This window comes from Saccharopolyspora aridisoli, from assembly GCF_004348445.1.
In the GTDB taxonomy this organism is placed as follows: Bacteria; Actinomycetota; Actinomycetes; order Mycobacteriales; family Pseudonocardiaceae; genus Saccharopolyspora; species Saccharopolyspora aridisoli.
Genome location: NZ_SMKV01000002.1, coordinates 171021 through 191263 on the forward strand (window position 1 = coordinate 171021; position 20243 = coordinate 191263).

14 protein-coding genes and 1 riboswitch are annotated in these 20243 nt (G+C 69.1%); of the genes, 8 read left to right on the plus strand and 6 right to left on the minus strand.

Annotated elements, in window-relative coordinates; translation table 11 throughout:
- Positions 1 to 144 precede the first annotated feature (144 nt).
- Positions 145 to 240: riboswitch (glycine riboswitch) on the minus strand.
- A 110-nt stretch (positions 241 to 350) separates the two neighbouring features.
- The 8 genes from E1161_RS02285 to E1161_RS26990 all read left to right on the plus strand — a co-directional run bounded on the left by E1161_RS02285 (position 351) and on the right by E1161_RS26990 (position 14691).
- On the plus strand, positions 351 to 1904 hold the full coding sequence (locus tag E1161_RS02285; protein WP_132619017.1) for a helix-turn-helix domain-containing protein: 1554 nt from the start codon (positions 351 to 353) through the stop codon (positions 1902 to 1904).
- Between the two features lie 175 nt (positions 1905 to 2079).
- Positions 2080 to 3195 (plus strand): alanine dehydrogenase, encoded by a 1116-nt coding sequence (ald, locus tag E1161_RS02290; protein ID WP_132619019.1) that lies wholly within the window; start codon positions 2080 to 2082, stop codon positions 3193 to 3195.
- 508 nt (positions 3196 to 3703) lie between these two features.
- The gene (locus E1161_RS02295) at positions 3704 to 4219 is read left to right on the plus strand and encodes a hypothetical protein (protein ID WP_132619021.1); all 516 of its coding nucleotides are present in this window, start codon (positions 3704 to 3706) and stop codon (positions 4217 to 4219) included.
- A 134-nt stretch (positions 4220 to 4353) separates the two neighbouring features.
- Entirely contained in the window at positions 4354 to 5334 is a 981-nt protein-coding gene (locus E1161_RS02300) for an ABC transporter ATP-binding protein (protein WP_132619023.1), read from the plus strand.
- Complete coding sequence (locus tag E1161_RS02305) at positions 5334 to 6188, plus strand: ABC-2 transporter permease (RefSeq protein ID WP_132619025.1); 855 nt, start codon at positions 5334 to 5336, stop codon at positions 6186 to 6188. The genes E1161_RS02300 and E1161_RS02305 overlap by 1 nt, the downstream gene beginning before the upstream one ends.
- Before the next feature lie 133 nt (positions 6189 to 6321).
- Positions 6322 to 10089, plus strand: a complete 3768-nt coding sequence (locus tag E1161_RS02310; RefSeq protein ID WP_132619027.1) for an ABC transporter ATP-binding protein — start codon at positions 6322 to 6324, stop codon at positions 10087 to 10089.
- A gap of 595 nt (positions 10090 to 10684) precedes the next feature.
- Positions 10685 to 14314, plus strand: a complete 3630-nt coding sequence (locus E1161_RS02315; RefSeq protein ID WP_235874735.1) for a multifunctional oxoglutarate decarboxylase/oxoglutarate dehydrogenase thiamine pyrophosphate-binding subunit/dihydrolipoyllysine-residue succinyltransferase subunit — start codon at positions 10685 to 10687, stop codon at positions 14312 to 14314.
- 200 nt (positions 14315 to 14514) lie between these two features.
- A complete protein-coding gene (locus E1161_RS26990; RefSeq protein ID WP_093413728.1) occupies positions 14515 to 14691 on the plus strand; it encodes a DUF6104 family protein in 177 nt (58 codons plus the stop codon).
- Positions 14692 to 14736: 45 nt separating this feature from the next.
- On the opposite strand, the gene E1161_RS02320 is transcribed toward E1161_RS26990, so the two are convergent.
- From E1161_RS02320 to E1161_RS02345, 6 genes are all read right to left on the minus strand, one after another.
- Positions 14737 to 15702: a zinc-binding dehydrogenase gene (locus E1161_RS02320; protein ID WP_132619031.1), complete on the minus strand. Its 966-nt coding sequence runs from the start codon at positions 15700 to 15702 to the stop codon at positions 14737 to 14739.
- Positions 15703 to 15780: 78 nt separating this feature from the next.
- Entirely contained in the window at positions 15781 to 16476 is a 696-nt protein-coding gene (locus E1161_RS02325) for a cation transporter (RefSeq protein WP_132619034.1), read from the minus strand.
- Positions 16469 to 16825, minus strand: a complete 357-nt coding sequence (locus E1161_RS02330) for an ArsR/SmtB family transcription factor (protein WP_132619036.1) — start codon at positions 16823 to 16825, stop codon at positions 16469 to 16471. The genes E1161_RS02325 and E1161_RS02330 overlap by 8 nt, the downstream gene beginning before the upstream one ends.
- Before the next feature lie 36 nt (positions 16826 to 16861).
- A complete protein-coding gene (locus tag E1161_RS02335; protein ID WP_268951361.1) occupies positions 16862 to 17512 on the minus strand; it encodes a class I SAM-dependent methyltransferase in 651 nt (216 codons plus the stop codon).
- A 263-nt stretch (positions 17513 to 17775) separates the two neighbouring features.
- Positions 17776 to 18936 (minus strand): imidazolonepropionase, encoded by a 1161-nt coding sequence (gene hutI / locus E1161_RS02340; protein ID WP_132619038.1) that lies wholly within the window; start codon positions 18934 to 18936, stop codon positions 17776 to 17778.
- A gap of 14 nt (positions 18937 to 18950) precedes the next feature.
- On the minus strand, positions 18951 to 20240 hold the full coding sequence (locus tag E1161_RS02345) for a formimidoylglutamate deiminase (protein ID WP_132619040.1): 1290 nt from the start codon (positions 20238 to 20240) through the stop codon (positions 18951 to 18953).
- Between the last annotated feature and the right edge of the window lie 3 nt (positions 20241 to 20243).

The following is a 20243-nucleotide window of genomic DNA, read 5'->3' on the forward strand; positions in this document are numbered from 1 at the left end:
AGGCTCCATAGCGGTATCAAAGGGACGTTCGTCCCCGGTTTCGGCTGGGCCTCCCCCTCTGTTGCGGAACCTGAGAGCTTCGCCGTGCGAACGGCTTGCACCGTGGGTGGCCCGTCGGTGGCGACGGACGCTTTCCAGAGTTGCCTAGCCCGAGCGGTCATGGGTGCCTGAGAGTTTGCTGGGGAGTGTTGCTCCTTCGGCGCCCTGCGCTGCTGGCAGGGTCTCTCCCGCACGGGGTCGATGGCCGGTATGCGATTGTCGACTTGCTCAGCAACGATAAACGGGCCAGCGAGACTGTCAATGCACATGTGATCTCCGCCGGCACGTCCTTGGTCGAGGAGGGCCCTTCGATGCTCGACATCCGGGCACTGGTCGAGAGGGTGGGCCCGGCACTGCTGCGCACAGTCATCAGCCCGGAACCCAACACCGTCGCCGGCGACGTGGTGATCGCCGAGCCGGATCAGGCCACGGCGGCGACCGGCGGCGACCTGGTGCTGGGGGTCGGGATCAGCGACGTCGAGCAGGCGGTGCGGCTGGTGCGCGACTGCGGCGAGCAGGGCGCGGCCGCGGTGCTGCTCAAGCCACCGGTGTCGGCCGAGGCCGCTGTCGTGGAAGCCGTGCGCGGCGCCGACGTGGCACTGGTCGAGGTGCGCCCCGGTACCGCGTGGGCGCAGCTGGTGTGGCTGATCCGCGCGGCCCTGGCGGGCGGGATCAGGCAGGCGGAGGAGAGCGGCATCGGTGTCGCGGACCTGTTCAGGCTCGCCGACGCGGTCGCCGACGTCGTGGACGCGCCGGTGACCATCGAAGACGCCCACTCGCAGGTGCTGGCGTACTCGGCCAGGCAGGACCTGACCGACCCGGCGCGGGTCTCCACGATCATGGGCCGCAAACAACCGGACGACGTGCTCGCCAAGTTCCGCGCCCGCGGCACGTTCCGGCAGCTCACGAAGGGCAGTTCGGCGATCTTCGTGCCCGCTCAGCAGGACGGGACGCTGCCGCGTCTGGTGATGCCGATCAGGATGGGCGGCGAGCTCCTGGGCTCGATGTGGGCGGTGGTGCCCGGCCCCGTATCGGAGGAGCGGGCGACCGCCTTCGCCGACACCGCACCGCTAGTGGCTCTGCAGTTGTTGCGCTGGCGCGCGGTCGCCGACGTGCAGCGACGGAGAACGGCCGAGCAGGTGCGGCTGCTGCTCGACGGCAGTGACGGCTGGCGGGCGGCGGCCAGCGAACTGGCGGTGCCCAACGAGGAGCATCGCGTGATCGCGATCGAGATGCCCGCTTCCGACGAGCCGGCCGAGGGACAGCGGCTGGCGATGTGGGAGTGGATCACGCGGGGCATCGGACGACGGCCGTTGGTCACCGAGATCGGCACCGTGCTCTACGCGCTGGTTCCCGACCGGGCTCGCGGGGGCGGCTGGCCGGAGCTCCGGCAGGCACTGCTGTCGCACGACCTGTCCCCTCGCCCGCTCGTCGCAGTGGGAACTTCCGTGGCGGTCACCGACATCGCGTTTTCCCGAGCTCAGGCCGATGAGCTGATCGGGATGCTGCGCACGGGGTTGGTGCGGCAACCCGTCGCGGTCTACGAGGACCTGTGGCACCTGCTGGTCCTCAGCCGAATGGCAGGTGCCGCCACTGACGCCGGTGTTGCGACGCTGGGCCCCTTGACGGTGCTGCGGGAGCACGATCGCGGGCAGGGCACCGACTACCAGGCGACCCTGCACGCCTGGCTGCGACACCCCGGAGACCCGCGGCAGGCGGGCCGTGAACTCCGGGTGCACCCCAACACCCTCCGGTACCGGATGAAGCGGATCGGCCAGCTGGTGGAGGTCGATCTCGACGACCCGGACGTCCGGTCCGCGCTACTGGTGCAGCTGCTGGCCGAACGCTGGGCGCAGCACGGCTGAGCCCGGGCGCGGTCGCGGCGATCGCGCGCACGGGGTTCCACTCGTGCCCTGCCGCGTGCACCGACGGACGTTGTGCTGGTGGCACAAACACCCACGACCAATCTCATGCCGTGGAAATGATGCGCTGTGCGTCACGCCGTCCGATCGTTGTTCCACACGACGAAAGGACCCCACGGTGAAGATCGCAGTGCCTCGCGAGATCAAGAACAACGAGTACCGGGTCGCGATCACCCCAGCCGGTGTGCACGAGTTGACCGCCCGTGGTCACGACGTTTTCGTCGAGGCGGATGCCGGGGCCGGCTCCTCCGTTCCCGATGAGGACTACCTCGCCTCCGGCGCGAAGGTGCTGGCCACGGCCGACGACGTGTGGGCCGAAGGCGACCTCGTGCTCAAGGTCAAGGAACCGATCGCCGAGGAGTACCCGCGGCTGCGCCGCGACCAGGTGTTGTTCACCTACCTGCACCTGGCCGCCTCCGCTGAGCTGACCGACGCGATGCTGACCTCGGGCATCACCGGCATCGCCTACGAGACCGTGCAGACCGAAGACGGCGGGCTGCCGCTGCTGGCGCCGATGAGCGAGGTCGCCGGGCGGTTGGCGCCGCTGGTGGGCGCGCATTCGCTGATGCGGCCCAGCGGTGGTCGGGGTGTGCTGCCCGGCGGAGTTCCCGGAGTTCACCCGGCGCGGGTCGTGGTGATCGGCGGCGGGGTCGCCGGCCTCAACGCGGCTCGGGTGGCCCTGGGGATGGGTGCCGAGGTGGAGCTGCTGGACACCAACGTCGACAAGCTGCGCGAGATCGACCGCGACTTCCACGGCCAAATCCGCACGGTCGCGTCCAATCGCTACACGGTCGAGCAGTCGGTGCGCGCTGCCGACCTGGTGATCGGCGCGGTGCTGATCGCCGGCGCGAAGGCCCCGAAACTGGTGTCCAACCACCTGGTCTCGGAGATGAAGGCCGGCAGCGTGCTGGTCGACATCGCCATCGACCAGGGCGGATGCTTCGCCGACTCCCGGCCGACCACGCACGACGACCCTACCTACCGGGTGCACGACTCGGTCTTCTACTGCGTGGCGAACATGCCGGGCGCGGTGCCCACCACCTCCACGCACGCGCTGACCAACGTGACGCTGCCCTACGTGCTGCGCATCGCCGACGCCGGTTGGCAGCAGGCGTGCCGCGCGGATGCCGCGCTTGCCGGCGGTCTCAACACCCACGCAGGCGGTCTGGTCAACCAGGCCGTCGCAGAGGCGCACGACCGCCCCGCCGTGGCGCTGAGCAGCGTCCTGGACTGATGCCTCCCAGCGCCTGGTGAGCGGACGGGCTGCGCGGAAGGTTCCCTTCTCCGCAGTTCGTCCGCCCTGCTGTGGCAGGAAGGTTCCCCTGCGCACATCAACAGCGACGGGCTCGCCGGGAATTTGCGCCGAGTTCCAATTCGAATTGGTTGGTCGGTAACCGAGGTCGCGAATGCAGTGGAATTCCCGCATCCAGGAATCGGATTCACCGTGAAAAAGAAATCAGGGGCGGCCCGCTCAACCAGCCTGGGGGTCACCGGGAGCAGGCCGCCACTTTCAAGTGTAGGGGAAGATCGCCGGTTTGCCGACGACGTGAGCGAGCACTTCGCCGCCAATTGCCAGCCGAATCGATAACCACTCGATGGGGTGAGTCTGGTCGGGCTGCCGTGCAGGCGTGAACCCTCGATGCCGATGTCACCCATCGGAGTAACGGCGTGGTGACGGATCAACCGTCGCTCTCCAGCGGGAACTCCGACGCAGGAAACGCGCTGACGGGTGGGAGAAAAACGTGACGGACACGGCACTGCGCAAGGCGGTTCTCGATCGGATCGACGCCTTGGACCGAGCGATGGGCGAAGACACCCCCGAAGTGCTGCTACCGATTGCCCGAACCGAGCTGTACCGCTTTACCGAAGCCCTTCGAAACCTGTTAGACGATCACGAGCCGGACTCCGACGGGCGCTGCCCGTCCTGCCGGGGGACGCTGCGCCGCAGACCGTGGCCCTGCAAGGTGTGGCAGGCCGCGCACCACCAGCTGATCACCGAACGCTCCGGATCACCGGAGCGCCGTGCCAGGCTCCGCCGCCGCACCCGCTCCCACCGCTCCCGGAACTCCGAACCCGCCGTCGCGGTGATCCCGGAGCCGATCGTGTCCGCCACCGGCCCAGGGCCGTCCGACTGGGACACCGACGAGTTCATCCGCCCCGACCTCACGACCGCGCCCACGACCCCACCGCCGCTAGCCGAACGGCTTGAGACCAACCACAGCAGGATCTACCGCGCAGCGGTGGTCGAACGCTCGTGACCTGCTGAACTCCCCGCGTCCGGCGCCCGCGACCCGCAGCGGCCACGACACCACACCTCCACTCCTCCCCCTGTCCGGCAGGATGGAGCCATCAGCGGTGACACACTGACGGGTGACCGGACGTGGGAGGGCGTGTGCACGACGGCAGCGGTCGCATCCACGTGCAAGGGCTGAACAAGAGATTCGGCCCCGTGCACGCGGTGCAAGACCTCAGCTTCACGGTGCATCCCGGGGCGATCACGGGCTTCCTAGGCCCCAACGGGGCGGGCAAGACAACCGCACTGCGCATGATCCTCGGACTGGTGACGCCCACGTCGGGCACCGCGACCATCAACGGACTGCCGTTCAACCGGCTGGCGAACCCCGGTGGGGTCGTCGGCGCCGTGCTCGACGCGCACGGATCTCACCCGAGCCGCACCGCACGCCACCACCTCCGCTGCTACGCGGCCGCCATGAACATCCCAGACGGGCAGGTCGACAAGGCCCTGGAGCTGGTCGGGCTCGCGGCCGCCGGAGACCGCAAGACCGGCGGGTTCTCGCTGGGCATGCGGCAGCGCCTGGCACTGGCCACCGCGCTGCTCGGCGACCCGCAGATCCTGATCCTCGACGAACCCGCGAACGGACTGGACCCCGAGGGCATCGCGTGGCTGCGGGGCTTCCTGCAGACCTTCGCGGCCGGAGGCCGGACCGTGCTGATGTCCAGCCACTTCCTGCGCGAGATCGAGCACACCGTGGACCGGTTGGTGATCATCAGCCAGGGCCGGTGCGTCTACGACGGGCACATCGAAGAGCTCCGCGCCGCTCAGCAGTCACGAGCCCTGGTGCAGGCCGACTCCCCGGAGGTTCTGGTCGCCGAGGTCCAGGCAGCCGGTTACGGGGTCGAATACCTCCCGGACGGGCGGCTGGCCGTCCTCGGGGCCGACTCCCGCGCCGTGGCCGACCTGGCGTTGCAGGCCGGGGTCGCGCTCTACGGGATGCAGGACGAGCGCGTTGATCTGGAGCAGTTGTTCTTCCACCTCACCCAGGGGCAAAGCGCGGGTGTTCCGCAACATGTTCCGCCGACATCGCAGACGTGGGTCGGGCCGGGGCAGCCGGGCGATGGCGGGAGCGTGTGATGATCGGGCTGATCAAGGCCGAGTACCGGAAAATCTTCACCACCAGCCTGTGGTGGGCGCTGCTGATCCCCGTGGTGGTGCTGGGGTTCGCCGCCGGTTGGCTGGGCACCGCGTTCGGCGGGGTCATCGACATGGTCGAGGAGTTCAGCGCGTCACTCCCACTGGGTCTGCTGTCGGTGGCGCTGTCGACGAACTTCGGCACGATCTTCGCGCTCCTGTTCGGCGCGATGGCCTTCGCCAGCGAGTTCCGCGCCAAGACCATCACCACGACGTACCTCACCGCCAACCCGCGCAGCTCCGTGCTGTGGGCGAAGTTGATCGTCTGCGCAGGCATCGGAGTGCTCTACGGACTGGCGAACGTGCTGTTCGCCAGCCTCGGCGCGTTGCTCGGTGCCGGCCACGACATGAGCAACTTCGGCGGGTTCACCAGCTGGCTCGGCGTCGGCGGAGCGGGCGTGCTGTCGATGTTGCTGTGGACGCTGCTCGGGGTCGGTTTCGGCGCGCTGATCGCCAACGCCGTACTGGTGGTCATCCTGCCGCTGGTCTACAAGTTCGTGGTCGAGTTCATCCTGTCGATCAGCCTGATCGACAGCGCCGTGTCCGGGATCGAGCCCTACCTGCCCGGCTCAGCCGGCAACGGCATCGTGTCCAACCTGGCGGTACCGCTGTTCGTCTCCGCGGTTGCGGGCCCGAACGAACCGAACACACCGCGCGCCGCGTTCGAACTCCTGCACCTGTTCTTCGGCGGCAGCTACGGGCACCCGTGGTGGGCCAGCCTGCTGACGTTCCTCGGCTACACCGCGGTCTTCGTGGCCGGCGGTTGGTTCGTGGGCGCGCGGCGCGACGTGGCGTGAGCAAGGGAACCTTGCTGTCACCCGGGCACCGCGTCGACCGAATGGCAGAAAGGTTCCCATCCTCACCCGTTGGCGCCGGTCATACCGCAGGATTCGGTCCTGCACCGTCGGTGCCGGGGCCTAACCTGGCGGGGTGAGCGACTCCGAAAATCCCCGCCGTTCCCCCGGCGGCTGGATCCGTCGCCTCTTCGCCGCTTGTCGGCGCCACCCGGTCGCACTGGTGTTGGCGATGGGCGCCTCCGTGACCGCGGTGGGGTTGGAGGCACTGGTCCCGCTGCTGACCAAGCTCGCGGTCGATGACGCCGTGGCGCGCAGCACCGAGCGGCTGTGGTGGATCGTGGTCGTGCTCCTGGTGCTGGGCGTGTTCCGGTTCGCCGCCGCCTTCGTCCGCCGCTACAGCGCGGGCCGGCTGGCGCTGGACGTGCAGCACGACCTGCGGCGGGCGGTGTTCGCCGCCATGCAGCGTCTCGACGGCGGCAAGCAGGACGCGCTGCGCACCGGGCAGGTGGTGTCGCGTTCCATCAGCGACCTGCAGCTCGTGCACTCGCTGCTGTCGATGCTCCCGCTGGCGGCCGGCACAGCGGTGCTGGCCGTGTTCGCGATCGCGGCGATGCTGTGGCTGTCGCCGCTGCTGACCGTGGTGGCGCTCGTCGTGGCGCCGCTGATCGCCGTGGTCACCGCGCGCAGCAAGAAGAAGCTGTTCCCCGCCACCTGGTCGGCTCAGCAGCGCGCAGCCGACATCGCCCAGCACGTCGAGGAGACCGTCACCGGTGTGCGCGTGGTGAAGGGCTTCGGCCAGGAGGAGCGTGAGGTCGGCCGGCTCGACTCGCGGGCTCGGCGACTGTTCGCCGAGCGGCTGCGAGCCGCTCGGATGACGTCTCTTCCCGCAGCGAGCCTGGCGACGCTTCCCGCGGCCGGTCAGGTGGGCGTGCTGGGTCTGGGCGGCTGGCTGGTGTTCCAAGGTCAGGTGAGCTTGGGAACCTTCGTCGCATTCGCCGGCTACGTGGCGATGCTGTCCGGTCCGGCCCGGATGCTCTCCAACGTGATGATCCAGGCCCAGCTGGCGAGGGCTGGGGTGGAGCGCATCCACGAGCTCACCGACTCGCAACCCGAGGTCGAGGAGAAGCCGGACGCCCGCTCGCTGCCCGAGGGCCCGCTGGAGGTCCGGCTGGACGAGGTCAGCTTCGGCTACACCCGGGACCAGCCGGTGCTCCAGGACGTGACCTTGCGCGTCAGCCCGGGCGAGACCGTCGCGCTGGTGGGGCCAGCGGGGTCGGGCAAGTCGACGGTGTCTTTGCTGCTTCCCCGGTTCTACGACGTCCACTCGGGGCGCATCGCGATCGGCTCCACGGACACCGACGAGACCTCCGACATCCGCGACCTTCGGCTGGATTCCCTGCGCAGCGCGGTGGGGGTGGTCTTCGAGGAAGCGTTCCTGTTCTCCGACACCATTCGCGGCAACATCGCCTTCGGGCGTTCCGACGCGAGCGAGGACGACGTGATCGCCGCCGCCAAGGGCGCGGAAGCTCACGAGTTCATCACCGGCCTGCCCGACGGCTACGACACGGCGGTCGGCGAACGCGGCCTGACGCTGTCCGGTGGGCAGCGCCAGCGCGTGGCGCTGGCGAGGGCGCTGCTGTCGGACCCCAGGGTGCTGGTGCTCGACGATGCGACGTCGGCTGTCGATCCGGCGACGGAAGCCGCCATCCACGACACATTGCGTTCGGTGACCGCGCAGCGCACCACGCTGCTCATCGCGCACCGCCGCTCGACGCTGGCGCTGGCGGACAGGATCGCCGTGCTCGACGAGGGGCGCGTCGTGGACATCGGCACCGAGGCTGAGCTGCGGGATCGGTGTGAGCTGTTCCGCTCGCTGCTGGCGGGGCCGGGGGAAACGATCGACGACCCGCGCGACCAGCACGCCGAGGCCTCCCCCGACGGCATCACCCCAGAGCTGTGGCCGCAGGAGCAGCCGCCGGAGTGGTCGGCCGAAGGTCCGTTGGTGGCTACAGCGGGCCGCCACGGCATGAGCACCACGTCGACTCCCCCCACGCCGGAGCTGGTGGAGGGCATCCGCGGTCTGCCGCCGACCCGCGACCTGCCTCAGGTGACGGGAACCGATCCCACCGCCCCGGACCCGGAGTTCCGGTTGGCGCGGCTGTTCCGGCCGATCCGGTGGGGGCTGCTGCTGACGATCGCCCTCGTCGCCGGCGACGCGCTGACCTCGGTGCTGCTGCCGTCGCTGGTGCGGCACGGCATCGACAGCGGCGTCGGGAACGCGCACCTCAACGCGTTGTGGCTGGCCACGGGGCTGGCGGGACTGCTGGTCGCCGGCGGGTGGCTGGTGATCAGGCTCCAGACGGTGATCACCGCACGCACCGGCGAAACCCTCCTCTACGTGCTGCGGCTGCGCAGCTTCGCGCACCTGCAGCGACTCGGGCTGGACTTCTACGAGAGGGAGCTGGCCGGACGGATCATGACCCGCATGACCACCGACGTCGACGCGCTGTCGACGTTCCTGCAGACGGGCCTGGCCACGTTCGTCGTCAGCGTGCTGACGCTGCTGGGCATCGCCGGAGCCCTGCTGATCACCGACCCGTCGCTGGCGCTGGTGGCGATGGCGGTGCTGCCTGTCCTGGTGGTCGCCACCATCATCTTCCGCAGGGTCTCCTCCACCGCCTACGCCGAGGCCCGGGAACGGGTCAGCACCGTCAACGCAGACCTGCAGGAGAACGTCTCGGGCATGCGGGTGGCCCAAGCGCACCGCCGCGAGGGGCATGCGGCGAAGGCGTTCGCGCAGCGCAGTGACGCCTACCGGCGTTCCCGGCTGCGCGCGCAGCGCTACATCGCCACCTACTTCCCGTTCGTGGCGCTGCTGTCGGAGATCGCGCAGGCGGCGGTGCTGGGGGTCGGCGCTGCGCGGGTCGCTTCGGGCGCGCTGACGGCCGGTGTGCTGGTCGCTTTCCTGCTGTACCTGAGCCTGTTCTTCTCACCTGTGCAGCAACTGTCCGGCGTCTTCGACGGGTATCAGCAGGCCAGGGTGGGTTTGCGGCGCATCGGCGACCTGCTGCGCACGCCGACGTCGGTGCCTGCCGCCACCGAGCCGGTGGCGGTGCCCGAACGGTTCCGCGGCGAGGTGGAGTTGCGGGCGGTTTCGTTCCGCTACCCCGGCACCGAGCAGTACGCGCTGCGGGAGGTGAACCTGCGGGTGCGACCTGGCGAGACGGTGGCGCTGGTCGGTGCCACGGGTGCGGGCAAGTCGACCTTGATCAAGCTGATCGCGCGGTTCTACGACGTCTCCGAGGGCGCGGTGCTGGTCGATGGGACGGACGTGCGCGGCTACGACCTGGCCGCGTTCCACCAGCGGCTAGCAGTGGTGCCGCAGGAAGGGCACCTGTTCACCGGCACCGTCGCCGACAACATCGCCTACGCCCGTCCCGACGCCGGGCCGGCCGAGGTGGAGGCGGCTGCCCGCGCGGTGGGAGCCCTTCCGGGGATCTCGATGCTGCCGCACGGGTTCCGCCAGGAGGTCGGTGAGCGCGGCCGGGGGCTGTCCGCCGGTCAACGCCAGCTGGTCGCGCTGGCCCGGGCTCAACTCGTGGACCCCGATGTGCTGCTGCTGGACGAGGCCACGGCCGCGCTGGATCCTGCGACCGAGTCGATGGTGGTGGCCGCCAGCGATCAGCTCGCCGCTCAACGCACCACTTTCGTCGTCGCGCACCGGCTGGGCACAGCTGCCCGCGCCGACCGGATCGTGGTGGTCGATGGCGGGCACATCGTCGAGCAGGGCGGGCACGAAGAGCTGTTGACCCGTCGCGGCCACTACGCCCGGCTGTGGCGGGCGGCCGACGCCCACGGCGGCGGGGTGGACGATGCCGCGGAGACGAGCAACATCGCGTGAGGAAGGGACCCTTCACCTCACCTCCTCCACCCGGCGAGCTGACGGGAAGATTGCTCGCATGACACCGCGAGGTCGCTTCCAGGTGTGAGGAAGGGAACTTCTCCGTCACGATCGCCACGCCACGTGTCGCCACGTGCGCGCAACGAAGCCGAACAGGCACTCGTCGGGCGTTTCTGACCAGGCAAACCGGGCGATGAGGCCGACGGCGCGGGGCCGATCCCAGGATGCGAACCGGTCCGGCTACGAGTTGAGAGCACAGCGTGTCGGTGAAACGCCATAATGAACGGGTACGACAACCCGTATGGACTAGTGCCAAGCGGCGCTGATCAGCGAACGACGCACACCAGGGGCGGTTGATGTTCGGTCGGATGGCCCGAACGGGGGTACATCCCCCCTGGCCGGACGATCCTGATCGATTCTGTGAGGAGAGTCGATCAGCCGAACGGCCGTCCTGTGTGTCAACCTCGCGAATCGGGCGGCTAGCCTGGTACCCGAGTGTGTCTGTAAATCACGAGCATATGGATCGAGGCGAACGCCAGCCGTGTCCAGCAGCCCCGCGTCACAGTTCGGCCCCAATGAGTGGTTGATCGAGGAGATGTACGAGAAGTTCCTCCAAGATCCCACTTCCGTAGACTCGGCGTGGCACGAATTCTTCGCCGACTACAAGTCGGGTCAGGCTACAAACGAGAACACCGCTACCGCTGCTGCGGCCGGCACTGCGGCGCCGCCGACACCGACGGCCACGGCGACTCGCGCCGGTGAGACCAACGGTCAGGCACCCGCGCCAGCGGCTGCCACACCCGCGGCCAAGCCCGCCGCCGCCCCGAAGCCTTCTCCGCAGCAGGCCGCCAAGGCCGCCCCGGTCAAGCAGCCCCAGGCAGAGGGCGATGTGAAGACCCTGCGCGGCGCTGCGGCCGCGATCGCCAAGAACATGGACCAGTCGCTGACGGTCCCCACCGCGACGAGCGTGCGCGCGGTGCCCGCCAAGCTCCTGTTCGACAACCGCATCGTCATCAACAACCACCTCAAGCGGAACAAGGGCGGGAAGGTCTCCTTCACGCACCTGATCGGCTACGCGCTGATCAGGGCGGTCAAGGACTTCCCGAACATGAACCGCCACTACGGCGAGGACGCCAAGGGCAAGCCCGCAGCGGTCACGCCGGAGCACATCAACCTGGGCCTGGCGATCGACATGCCGGGCAAGGACGGTTCGCGCAACCTCGTGGTCGCCTCCATCAAGGGCTGTGAGGACATGACGTTCTACCAGTTCTGGCAGGCCTACGAGGACATCATCCGCAAGGCGCGCAGCAACGCGCTGACCGCGGACGACTTCTCCGGCACCACGATCTCGCTGACCAACCCGGGCCCGTCGGGCACCAACCACTCGGTGCCGCGGCTGACCAAGGGTCAGAGCGCGATCATCGGTGTCGGCGCGATGGACTACCCCGCCGAGTTCCAGGGCGCCAGCGAGAAGACGCTGGTCGACATGGGCATCAGCAAGATCGTGACGCTGACGTCCACCTACGACCACCGCGTCATCCAGGGTGCCGAGTCCGGCGACTTCCTGCGCCGCGTGCACCAGTTGCTGCTGGGCGAGGACGGGTTCTTCGACGACATCTTCGCGTCGCTGCGCATCCCGTACGAGCCGGTGCGCTGGACGCAGGACATCCCCGAGGGCGCGGTCGACAAGACCGCCCGGGTGCTCGAGCTCATCGACGCCTACCGCACCCGCGGTCACCTGATGGCCGACATCGACCCGCTGAACTACCGGCAGCGCCGGCACGAGGACCTCGACGTCCTGTCGCACAGCCTCACGCTGTGGGACCTCGACCGCGAGTTCGCCGTGGGCGGTTTCGCCGGCCGCGAGAAGATGAAGCTGCGCGACGTGCTGGGCGTGCTGCGCGACTCCTACTGCCGCACGGTCGGTGTGGAGTACATGCACATCCTGGAGCCGGACGAGCGCGAATGGCTGCAGCAGCGAGTCGAGAAGCCGCACACCAAGCCGGACTCGACCGAGCAGAAGTACATCCTGTCGAAGCTCAACGCGGCTGAGGCCTTCGAAACGTTCCTGCAGACCAAGTACGTCGGGCAGAAGCGGTTCTCGCTGGAAGGCGCCGAGACCGTGGTTCCCCTGCTGGACGCGGTGCTGGACAACTCCGCTGCGAACGAGCTCGACGAGGTCGTCATCGGCATGCCGCACCGCGGCCGCCTGAACGTGCTGGCCAACATCGTCGGCAAGCCGATCTCGCAGATCTTCCGCGAGTTCGAGGGCAACCTCGATCCGGGTCAGGCCCACGGTTCCGGTGACGTGAAGTACCACCTGGGTGCCGAGGGCAAGTACTTCCGGATGTTCGGTGACGGCGAGACCAAGGTGTCGCTGACCTCGAACCCCTCCCACCTGGAAGCCGTGGACCCGGTGCTGGAAGGCATCGTCCGCGCCAAGCAGGACATCCTGGACAAGGGCCAGGAGGGCTTCACGGTGCTGCCGGTGCTTCTGCACGGCGACGCCGCGTTCGCCGGTCAGGGCGTGGTCGCCGAGACGCTGAACCTGTCGCTGCTGCGCGGCTACCGCACCGGCGGCACGGTCCACGTGATCGTCAACAACCAGGTCGGTTACACGACGGCCCCGGAGCACTCGCGTTCCAGCAAGTACTGCACCGACGTCGCGAAGATGATCGGCGCGCCGGTGTTCCACGTCAACGGTGACGACCCCGAGGCCTGCGTGTGGGTCGCGCGGCTGGCCGTGGAGTACCGCCAGGCGTTCGGCAAGGACGTCGTGATCGACATGGTCTGCTACCGCCGTCGTGGTCACAACGAGGGCGACGACCCGTCGATGACGCAGCCGAAGATGTACGACGCGATCGACAAGATGCGCAGCGTCCGCAAGGTCTACACCGAGTCGCTGATCGGCCGCGGTGACATCACCGTGGACGAGGCGGAGAAGGCCCTCAAGGACTACGCGGCGCAGCTCGAGCACGTGTTCAACGAGGTCCGCGAGTTGGAGAAGCACCCGCCGGCACCGAGCCCGTCGGTCGAGGCCGAGCAGCAGGTGCCGCGTGGCCTGTCCACCGCGATCTCGCAGGAGACCCTGGAGCACATCTCCGAGGCGCAGATCAACCTGCCGGACGGCTTCTCCCCGCACCCGCGCGTGAAGCCGGTCCTGGAGCGTCGGGCCAAGATGGGCCGCGAGGGCGGCATCGACTGGGCCTTCGGCGAGCTGCTCGCGTTCGGCTCGCTGGTGATGGAGGGCCGCCAGGTCCGCCTGACCGGTCAGGACAGCCGCCGCGGCACGTTCGGTCAGCGCCACTCGGTGCTCATCGACCGCAAGAACGACTCGGAGTACACGCCGCTGCAGAACCTCTCGGGTGAGCAGGGCAAGTTCCTGGTCTACGACTCGGCGCTGTCGGAGTTCGCCGCACTGGGCTTCGAGTACGGCTACTCGGTGGGCAACCCCGAGTCGCTGGTGCTGTGGGAAGCGCAGTTCGGTGACTTCTTCAACGGCGCACAGTCGATCATCGACGAGTTCATCTCGTCCGGTGAGGCCAAGTGGGGCCAGCGCTCCGACGTGGTGATGCTGCTCCCGCACGGCCAGGAGGGCCAGGGCCCGGACCACAGCTCGGGTCGCATCGAGCGGTGGCTGCAGCTGTGCGCTGAGGGCTCGATGACGGTCGCGATGCCGTCGACCCCGGCGAACTACTTCCACCTGCTGCGTCGGCACGCCTTGGACGGCATCCACCGTCCGCTGGTGGTGTTCACGCCGAAGTCGATGCTGCGCCTGAAGGCCGCCACGAGCCCGGTCGAGGACTTCACCGAGGGCAAGTTCACCTCGGTGATCGACGACCCGACCCAGCCGGACCCGTCGCAGGTCACCAAGCTGGTGCTGTGCACCGGCAAGCTCTACTACGAGCTGGCGGCCCACCGCGACAAGAACGGCATCACCGACACCGCGGTCGCGCGGCTCGAGCAGCTCTACCCGCTGCCGCACCGCAAGTTGGGCGCGCTGTTCGAGCGGTACCCGAACCTGGAGTCGGTCCGCTGGACGCAGGAGGAGCCGGCCAACCAGGGTGCGTGGCCGTTCCTGGGCTTGGCGCTGAACGAGCAGTTCCCGGAGCTGGTCGGCAAGCTCAAGCGGGTCTCGCGTCGTCCGATGGCCGCTCCGGCCACCGGTCTGGCCAAGGTCCACGAAGTCGAGCAGGCCGAGGTCGTGCAGACCGCGTTCGCCTGATCTTCTCGCTGAGGCGGGCCGCCGGTTCCTTCGGGAGCCGGCGGCCCGCTCTTTCGTGCTCGGGTGCCGTCGGCGGAGTGCGCACGGGAACCTCCCGCTCACTTCGACCGGGGCGCATCGCTTGTGGTGGAGGGCCGTTTCGTACCCTGCTGTACCCAACCACACCGCGTCGAAGATCGACGGAGCACTAGGAGGAAGCGGTGTATTTCACCGACCGCGGCATTGAAGAACTCGAAGAGCGTCGCGGTGACGACGAGGTCACCTTGGCGTGGGTCGCTGACCGGATGCGGGCCTTCGTGGACCTCAACCCCGATTTCGAGGACGCCACTGAGCGTTTGGCGACCTTCCTCGCACGCGACGACGCCGACGACGAGTGAGGCAGCCCCGGCCGCGCACCCCCGGACGCGCGGCCGGGCCCACCATCAGGGGCGCAGCACTGCGCGCCCGACGATCTCGCGCTGCTCGATGGCGGTGTGCGCGTCAGCGGCGCACTCGAGTGGGAAGGTTCGTCCGATGGTTGGGGTGATGTGTCCGGCGGCGGCTTCTGCCAGTGCCGTGATGAGCACGTCCTTCCGCTGGTGGCGTGAGAGTTGCTGGATCTCGAGGAGCCCGGTAGTGGTCACGTCGCGCCGCCGCGCTTCGTCGGCGTCGATCTCGGCGAAGTCCTCGTCGGAGGCGCCGTAGGTGATGACGCGCGCGCCGTTGTCGGCTGACTGGAACGCGGCTCGCCCGTACGCGCCGCCGGCGCCGTCGAAGACGACGTCGACGCCGCCTGTCAGTTCGCGGACCCCCTCCACCCAGTCCGGTGCGCTGTAGTCGACCGGTTCGGCGCCGAGTTCGCGCACCAGGTCGAGCTTCTCCGCGCCTCGTGCAGCGCCGATGACCTGGGCCCCTGCGGCCTTGGCCAGCTGGACGATGATGGACGCGGCTCCGCCCGCGGCCGCGGTGACGAGCACTCGTTCTCCCGGGCGCACGGCCGCGTGGTCGATCAGTCGCATGGCGGTGGTGGCGTCGTGCAGGAGCACCACGGCTGCCTGCTCGTCCAGTCCGCTGGGGATCAGCGCGAGTTCTGCTTCTTCGACCGTGACCAGTTCGGCGTAGGTTCCGCTGTGCTCGGTGCTGGCGACCACCTTCTTGCCCAGCCACGCCGACTGGACGTCCGCGCCCAGCGCGACCACTTCACCGGCGATGCCGTCTCCGGGTATGTAGGGCGGATTCACCTCGAAGTACTTCCGCCCCCAGCCTTGGCGGAGCCGCGTGTCGAGGAACAGCACGTCCACGGCCGCCATCCGCACCAGCACCTGACCCGACCGTGGCACGGGATCGACCTCCTCGATCATCGACAGGACTTCCGGTCCCCCGAATGTCGTCACCTGCACCGCACGCATGCTGATCACTCCGCTCTCGATCGACTCCTGCCCACCCTCTGACTTCGAGTTAACTGGAGGTCAAGGGCAGTGGGAGGATCAGCAGCAGTGCTCACCGCGCCAGGCTCGCCGGCCTTCGTTGACCGCGACGGCCGTGATCACCGACCCGACCAGCGGATCGGCCCACCACCAGCCGAGAAGGCTGTTGAGGACGAGCCCGAAGAGCAGCACTCCGGACAGGTAGGTGCAAATCAAGGTCTGCTTGGAGTCGGCGACGGCGCTCGCCGATCCGAGTTCGTGCCCTGCTCGCCGTTGCGCGTAGGACAGCAGCGGCATGATCAGCAAGGAGAGGGAGGCGACCACGATGCCGGCGGTGGAGTGTTGAGCAGCCTCCCCGCCGAACAGGCTGCGCACGGATTCCACAGCCACGTAGAGCGCCAGCGCGAAGAACGACACGGCGATCACCTTCAGCGCGGTTCGCTCACGCGCCTCCGGGTCGGAACCGGCGAACTGCCAAGCGACCGCGACCGCGGAGGCGACCTCGATGATTGAATCCAGGCCGAACCCGATCAGCGCGGTGGAGGACGCGGCAGCGCCTGCGCTGATGGCCACGACCGCTTCGATCACGTTGTAGGAGATCGTGGCGCCGACCAGCCATCGCACCCGCCGCTGCAGCGCACGGCGCCGCGCGTCCGCGCTGACGGTCGCCGTTCGCGCACAGCACTGGTCGCCGCAGGCGTCGGCACCGGCCTCGTTGACGTGCGCTGGGCGGTGCTGCTGCCCGTCGTCACACATGCCGAGCCTCGTCGCGAAGCGTCTCCGTGCCGTAGTTGGGGCAGAGGGCGACCGCGTTCCCGGTCGCCGCGAGCAGGGCCTCGGCGGCTGTCAGCACCTCGATCAGTTCCGGCCGGGCGAGCGAGTAGAACACCTGCCGCCCTTGTGGACGGCCGTCGACCAGGCCGCAATCCCGCAGGCAGGCCACGTGCGCCGACACGGTCGACTGCGCCAGCCCGAGATGTCCCACGAGATCGGCGACCCGCGCCTCACCTCCGGCAAGACGTCGCACGATGGCCAACCGCGTGCCGTCGGACAGTCCGTGGAACAGTGCCGCCGCCGCGTCCAGCTCCACACGTTCGATCGTCATTCGGCGATGTTATCAATTTTTACCGATGAAGACCGATCAACCCAGACGCTTCGCCAGGGCGAGCTGCGTCACGTACCGCTTGGTGATCACGCCGCCGTGATCACCATCGATGCGCTCCCCGATGCAGTCCAAGAGCCGGTCCCGTGCCGAGGGCGGCATCTCCCGATGCCCCGAGTAGGTCATCAGCAGACCGAGGTACTGGTCGGTCGTGTATCGGGCTTTCCACTCGTAGCGGTGGAACTCCGGCGGGCTGAACCGAGCTGAGCGGTGGAACTCCTCCGAATCGTCCGGAATCTCGTCGGAAACCGGAAGGCGTTGCCCCGGTTCGGTGTTGGGGTAGTACCGCTCATAGCACTGCTGGACCTGCGCGAAGAACTCGTCGCTCCCGCCGGCGATGTGGTGCGTTGAGAACACGGCGAGCGCACCCCGAGCACGCAACGCTTCGGCCGCCTTGACCATGCGCACCTCGGGGTCGAGCCGGTGGAACGAGGCCGCCGCCACGACCAGGTCGAACCCCACCGGCGGGAGCGGCCACTCCTCGAACGCGGCGACCACCACCCGCGCGGACACGCAATCAGCGAGGTGACGCCGGGCGATCTCAGCCATTTCAGTCGCAGGTTCGACAGCGGTGACCGCGAACCCGCGGGCAGCCAGCGGCACGGTCGCCTGCCCGGTGCCGCATCCGATCTCATGAGCACCCGGCCCCCTTCACCGACAGCCGCGGTGAGCACGTCGAACAGCTGCGCCGGGTAGCCCGGGCGGCACCGGTCTAGAGGCCGGCGTCCTCGGCGAACACCGATCGAATCCGCTCGCGGTCGTTCACGGCAGTCTCGAACCGCAGGTCATGTGCGCAGTGTACGAACCAGCGGCCGTGTTGACAGGAAGGTTCCCATGCTCGCGATCAAGAGGTGTCGAGGCGAGAACCGCGACGCCGACCCACCGAGGTGGCCTCATCGAATGCGGTCGCCTTTGCGCCACACGGCGCGGGTCAGGGGAACACCAGGCCGATACGCCAGCCAAGTCGTGCTCGGCGCGTCCAGCACTTGGAGGTCGGCCCGGGCGCCCGGGCGCAGCACGCCGACGGCACCGTCCCCGGTTTCGCGTCGCAGCGCACGCGCCCCACCCCAGGTGGCCGCGCGCACAGCTTCGGCCACGCTCACCCGCATCTGCAGTACCGCGGTCGTCACGCAGAAGGCCATCGACGAGGTGTAGGACGAGCCCGGGTTGCAGTTGCTGGCGAGCGCCACGGTGGCCCCGGCGTCGAGCAGTGCGCGGGCGTCCGGCAGCGGCTGGCGGGTGGACAGGTCGCAGGCAGGCAGCAAGGTCGCGACGGTGTCAGAAGCTGCGAGCGCGTCCACGTCCGAAGGCACCAGGTGGGTGCAGTGGTCGACGCTGGCCGCTCCCACCTCGACCGCCAACGTCACTCCCGGCCCGGGCCCGAGCTGATTGCCGTGCACCCGCAGTCCCAGGCCGCGCTGGCGGGCAGCCACCAGCACTCGGCGGGACTGGTCGGCGTCGAAGGCCCCCTCCTCGCAGAACACGTCGCACCATCCGACGTGATCGGCGACGGCGTCGAGCATGTCCCCGCACACCAGGTCCACGTAGTCGGCCGCGTCGGCTCCGGGCGGGACGAGATGGGCCCCGAGGAAGGTGACCTCGTCGGCGACGGTGGCTGCGATCTTCGCTGCGCGCAGCTCGTCCTCGACGGTCAGCCCATAGCCGGTCTTGGTCTCCACGCAGGTCGTGCCCTGAGCTGCGGCCTCCTCGAGATGACGGCGCAGGTTGCCCGCGAGTTCGGCGTCGGTGGCCTGCCTGGTGGCGTTGACGGTGACCGCGATTCCGCCCGCCTGGTAGGGCAGGCCGGACATGCGGGCGGCGAACTCGGCGGTGCGATCGCCGGCAAAGACGAGGTGGGTGTGGCTGTCCACCCAGCCGGGCAGGACCGCCCGCCCCTCGACGTCGACGCGCTCGTCCGCGTCCGGCGCGGATCCGGCGTGACCGACCCAGGCGACCCGGTCGCCGTCGATGACCACTGCCGCGTCGGCGATGGTGCCGAGCGCGTCGTCATTGGTCGTGAGTTCACCTATCCCAGTGATAACAGTGGATGGCATCGCCGCCCATTTCCTCACGCTCGAAGTGCAGTGATGGATTCGCGCAGTTCACGCGCGGTATCGATGGTGGTGTGGGCTCCACCGGTGACCACGGTCCTGCCATCGGTGATCACCTCGCGAACGTCCTCGGCGCGGGCCACGGCCGGGACCACCGGCAGCGCGACACCGGCCAAGCGCGGTGTGTCGAGGTCGATCGCGACGAAGTCCGCACGGGCTCCCGCTTCGAGCCGGCCCGCATCGGGACGCCCGATGGCGGAGTGCGCTGTGGCCATCGCGAGCAGCTCGTCCGGCCCGTGGTGTCCGCGGGTCTCCGTCGCCAACCGCTGGTAGGACTCCACGGCCTGCGCCTCGGCGAGGACGTCGATGACCGAGTGCCCGTCGCTGCCCAGTGACAGAGCACTCCCCGCCACTGCCAGAGCCCCGGCAGGACCGATCCCGTCAGCCAAGTCCGCCTCGGTCGTCGGGCACAGGCACACCCCGGTTCCGCTGCCGCCCAGCAGGCCCACATCCCCGGCTGCGAGGTGCGTGGCGTGCACGGCGGTGACGTCCTCACCGAGAGCACCGCGCTCGGCCAGCAGCTGCACCGGGGTTCGACCGTGGGCCGCCAAGCACGCCTCGTTCTCGGCGCGCTGCTCGGACACGTGCAGGTGCAGGGGAACCTTCCTGTCACACGCCCACCCTGCGACCTCCCCGATCGCCTCGGCCGGCACCGCGCGAACCGAGTGCACAGCAGCCCCCAGGAGCACGTCCTGCGCGGTGAAGGACTCCGCGCGTTCGCCCCACCCAGCCGCGTCGCCGTCGGAGAACCGTTGCTGAACCTCGTCGAGTTCACGATCAAAACCGCCCGCGAGGTAGCAAGTGTCCAGGAGCGTCAACCTGATCCCGGCGTCGTGGGCGGCTTGCGCCAGCGCGTGGCTCATCGCGTTCGGGTCGCGGTAGCGGGAACCGCCGGGCGCGTGGTGCAGGTAGTGGAACTCGCCGACACCGGTGATGCCCGCCTGCACCATCTCCGCGTAGACGCCGCGCGCGAGCAGGTAGTAGCTGTCCGGGTCGAGCTTCGCCGCGACCCGGTACATCTGTTCCCGCCACGTCCAGAACGTGCCGCGTGCGGTGTCACCGCGCAGAGCCCGGTGGAAGGCGTGGGAGTGCACGTTGGCCAGGCCGGGCAGCACCAGGCCGGGAAGCCTCCGGGCACCACCGGGTGCTTCGGCTTGCCGCACCGCTGTGATCCGCCCGGACTCGACCTCGAACAGCACGTCGCGGCACGGGCCTTCGGGCAGCCACGCCCATTCGCACCAGAACATCCC